Annotated in this window: 1 protein-coding gene and 2 pseudogenes; 2 read left to right on the top strand and 1 reads right to left on the bottom strand. The window is 60.1% G+C overall.

The window, feature by feature from the left end; genetic code table 11:
• Positions 1 to 9: 9 nt before the first annotated feature.
• Positions 10 to 474 (top strand): annotated as a pseudogene (locus tag GSQ89_RS36060) (transposase zinc-binding domain-containing protein); the annotation flags it as partial.
• On the opposite strand, the gene GSQ89_RS36055 reads toward GSQ89_RS36060, so the two are convergent.
• On the bottom strand, positions 474 to 2,606 hold the full coding sequence (locus GSQ89_RS36055) for a recombinase family protein (protein WP_158932946.1): 2,133 nt from the start codon (positions 2,604 to 2,606) through the stop codon (positions 474 to 476). The pseudogene GSQ89_RS36060 and the gene GSQ89_RS36055 overlap by 1 nt on opposite strands.
• 475 nt (positions 2,607 to 3,081) lie before the next feature.
• Between GSQ89_RS36055 and GSQ89_RS36045 the strand changes: the two are divergent.
• Positions 3,082 to 3,806 (top strand): annotated as a pseudogene (locus GSQ89_RS36045) (transposase); the annotation flags it as partial.
• Positions 3,807 to 4,317: the final 511 nt, after the last annotated feature.

Here is a 4,317-nt window from a genome sequence, read left to right as displayed (position 1 = left end):
CGCGAGGGGCTGGAAGTGGCGGATGTGCTCCGCCACTTCGGCCCGGCTTTCCGTGATCAGCAGGGCGCGTCGCTGTCCGCGGCACGGCGGTGCGCCATGATCGCAATCGAGAATTGCCGCACCGCCGCGCTTGGCGGTCACATCGAGCGGTGCGGCGATTGCGGCCATCAACGTATCGCCTACGATTCTTGCAGGAATCGAAATTGCCCGAAGTGCCAAGGTTTGGCGCGGGCGCAGTGGCTCGCCGATCGTCAGGCGGAACTGCTCGAGGTGCCGTATTTCCACGTCGTGTTCACGATGCCGGCGGCGATCGAGGCCATCGCGTTTCAGAATCAGACCGTGGTTTACGACATCCTGTTCCGGGCGGCGTCGGAGACGTTGCGCACCATCGCCGCGGATCCACAGCATCTGGGTGCGGAGATCAGCTTCCTCGGTGTGCTGCACACCTGGGGACAGAATCTGTTGCAGAACCCTCAGACATGATACCCGGCATTATCATTTCCAGCATTTTCAGTGAACAGGGCGAGTTGGTCCTCCGTGCGGCCCCCTAGCAAAATCAGTTTGCCGGTGCGGTGGAGGCAATCGATAATCCTGCGAATGGGTTCGGCGTCCAAATCGCTGCGGCGAATTTCCCAGGGTGCACGGGGCGTCACTTGTTCACGCTTTAGCAGGCCGGCCTCCACCAGCCGTTCGATCGTGCGATGACTGACGCCGCATATTCGCGCCGCTTGGCTCAAACTAACTCTCTCCGGATCAGGCAGGGCTCGCTTTTGACCGACAATGGAATGGTTGCGCCTGGCGGTCGCCACGCGAACCTGATTCCATCGTTTCCCTTTGCCCGTGGAATAGCCGCGTCGGTTCAATACCGAGGCAATCTGGTCGTCGCCGTGGCGAACAGCCATACTACGGATGATATCCAGCGCCTCCACAGGCGTGGCGGTTTCCGTCGCGGAACGTGGCCGCTCCATCGCAAGTTGCGTATGCACACCTCCCTTCCAGTGAATTATCAACTCAAGGGACTTTCTATCCAGGTCGGTGTGCACGATGATCTCTTCGATGGCTGTGCGGAAGATCATCTTCTTGAATGTCGGAGGACAGTGATTACTCTGCCAGACTTCGGCGAATCGATCACCCATCGAGCGTATTCTTATTTCCTCTTCGTTTGATACCGAATAACGCTGTGCATCCAGACTGGAAAGCCGTTGCTTGACTACCTCGATTTCCTCCAACTTCTCGTTCCATCGCCGCTCCAACTCGCTCGCCGCAAGCCGATTGCGAGCGTCTACCGCGTCGTACTGTTCGAAGGCCTTTTTTGCCTCATACGCCAGTTGCTCCAGCTTGCGCGACAGGGCGGCACGTTGAGCGGCGCCGTCGGCGCTCAGTTCTTCGAGCGCTCGCAGACTGGCTTCCACCCCCAAAGGCGCGATCACGTTTAGTACTTCTTGTCCCACCCGGTGGTCTACCGAGCTGCCTCCAAACCCGATGCAATACTGCCCGCCATCATCAAAGTCGCCTTTGCAAAGATAGCGTGCATTGGTACCGCGGCCACCCCAATACCTTACATGCAGCTTGCGTCCACAGTGTCCGCAGCGGAGGAGTCCTACCAGAAGACCCTGGCCGGCGCGTATCGCCGCCATCGATTCGTCCCCCTCCCGGCTCACCGAATTGCGTCGCACCATTCGCCGATTCTCTTCGTATGTGGCCCAGTCAATATAACCTACGTGATGATCGCGGATGAATACGCGGCATTCTTCGGCGGGGCGCATCGCGCCCTGACGTTTCTCCAGCCGGCCGTCGACCAGCAAGGTCTTTACCGGACGCCGCGCCCAAACATAGGCGCCGGCATAGAAGGGGTTGGACAAGATGTCGCGGACCAGGCTCTGTGAGGGAATCTTCCAGATCAGCCCGGTTCCCTGGATCGGGTTGGCCGGTAGCTCCACGTCGTGGTCACGGAACCATTGGAATGTCTGACGCACGCTCCACAGTTCTCGAAACTTAGTGAACACCAGTTGGATCGCTTCGCTGACCCGGCGATCGGGGTGAAACACAACCTTACCGACTGCGTCGCGGGCATACCCAACCGGGAGCCTTTTGAACAGTTCGCCGCGGCGGGCTTTGGACTCCTGCCCGGCCAACAATCGCTGGCGTATGACCTTGAGCTCGACCACGCTGAGGGTGCCTTTGATGCCCAGCACCAATTGATCGTCGAGAAAATTCAAATCGTATACCTGCTGGTCGTCAGCGATTAGCGTTCCAAAGATCTGACACACCTCCAGCAGCCGACACCAGTCTTTGTCCGTCCGGGATAGCCGCGATACCTCTCGGCTGCCGACGATGCCGACCTCTCCCAGTGCTACCAAGCTGAGGACACGCTCGAAGCCTTCCCGCTGGGCGGCGGCAATACCCGCGCTCGATCCGAGGTCACTATTGATGACCTCGACTTGCGCCCAGCCCAGAGCGCGCACCCGTTCGGCAACCGCGTACTGGAGGAGTTGACTTTCCTTATTCTGTCGTACTTGTTTGTCGCTGGACTGCCGAAGGTACACAATCGCCTTGCGAGCCAAGTGCTCCGGTTTGATCTTGGGACTGTACACGACTTCTGTCATTGCTTCCCCCTTCCTCGTGAAAGACTGCCACCACAGCCCGGGCCATGAGATTGATGAGATCGGCGCGTGTCGCTGGGTCCATTGAGACGGCATCGCATTCTTCTGGAATCATCAGGTCCAGAAGTTGAAGTTGTACCACGACCACCTCCCTCGCATTCCCTAACGGGCGTCAGCGGAAGGTCATCGTGAACACGGCAGTTGGAGTCGGGTTGTGATGCAATCAGTGAAGCAAGAGAGAGGAGTGCTTCCTTACCCACCCGCGGTCGTTCGGAGATCATGATCTCGGCGCATCCCCGCAACAGCATCCAGACTGGAATCTTCAGTCGCCGCCCGCATGGGTCGATGACACAGACCGTCCCATCTCCCCGCTTCGGTCTGCGAAGGATCCGCAAGGTAGAACCATGAAGCGGGTGAAACGGGTAGAAGACCTGAACGTCCGTACTGTCCGGGCTCAGGGTATTGTGGGCGTGGGTGTCATCACCCACACATTCATTTTCTCGTGCCTGGGGGTGGAATTGCGCCAGACGGCGACAGCTGGATCGCATGCCGACCGGGTTTTTCCTGCCGGTCAGGGTGCTGTCGCGGATGTTCCGGGGCCTGTTCCTGAAGTACTTGGGGAAAGCATTCGCCGCCGGAGAGCTGAACTTTTTTTCCGCCCATCGTCACCTGTATGAGCCTGCGGCATTCCGGCATCACCTTGCGCCGGCCTGGAACACCGAGTGGGTGGTCTATGCTAAGCGGCCGTTCGCTGGCCCGGCACAGGTCCTGGACTATGTCGGGCGGTATACCCATCGCGTCGCCATCTCCAACAATCGCTTGGTGTCCATGGACGACGGCGAGGTTCGCTTCCGCTGGAAAGATTACCGGGACGACAACCGTCAAAAAACCATGACCCTCGAGGCCGGCGAGTTCATCCGCCGCTTCCTGATCCATGTGTTGGCTGACGGGTTCCACCGCATCCGGTACTTCGGCTTCCTTGGCAACTGCCACCGCAAACAGAAGCTCGCGCGCTGCCGGGAGCTCCTTGGGATGACGCCGGCCGGATTGGAAGCCGATCCGCCGGCTGACTACCGTGATAGTTTCGAGGCGCTGACCGGTCAGTCATTGCGGGAGTGTCCGTACTGCCATACCGGCATCATGGTGGTGATCGACTGCATCGCGCGGCCCAGAATCTGCCAGCCGGTTCTGGACACATCATGACCCAGAATCGGCGCTCCGGCAGCGAGACCGCGAAGCACCCGCCAGATCGGGGCGGCGACGCTTACGCTGCACTGGCCGCACACGCCGCTGAACGGGGGCCAAGCAACCAAATCTCGGCTGTGGCGATCGCTCGAAGGCTCGTTTGGGGCCGACCATGCCCGCCCGTTGCCCTCCAAACCGTCTCTGGGCCGCATCGGCGAAGGACCCGCGGCATTCAATCCCCATAGCCCTGGCAGCGGGGGGGCGGTTTAGCGCAACACGTTTTTCGCTCACCGGCGCGGATTCCAGCCACGGAAGCTCGAACTGGGCGGCCGGTGCGCCGCCCCGCCAAGCGAAAAACGCTCTACGGTATCATGCGTGATATCGGCAGACTGAGTTAGGTCGGTTGAGCCTTTTGCGCTGCCAGGGCATAGCGTGCCGCGCGACAATCAAGGTGAGAATCCCCGTCAATCAGGATGAGAAAGTTTCCGGGGCGTGGGGTGAAGGGAGGGCGTAGCCCGACCGAAGGCCT

Source organism: Acidisphaera sp. S103 (assembly GCF_009765975.1).
Classification (GTDB): domain Bacteria; phylum Pseudomonadota; class Alphaproteobacteria; order Acetobacterales; family Acetobacteraceae; genus Rhodopila.
This window is presented reverse-complemented; position numbering and strand designations above follow the sequence as displayed.

Coding starts and splice junctions, on each gene's coding strand:
- GSQ89_RS36055 (WP_158932946.1), bottom strand. CDS start 2,606: ATGACAGAAGTCGTGTACAGTCCCAAGATCAAACCGGAGCACTTGGCT.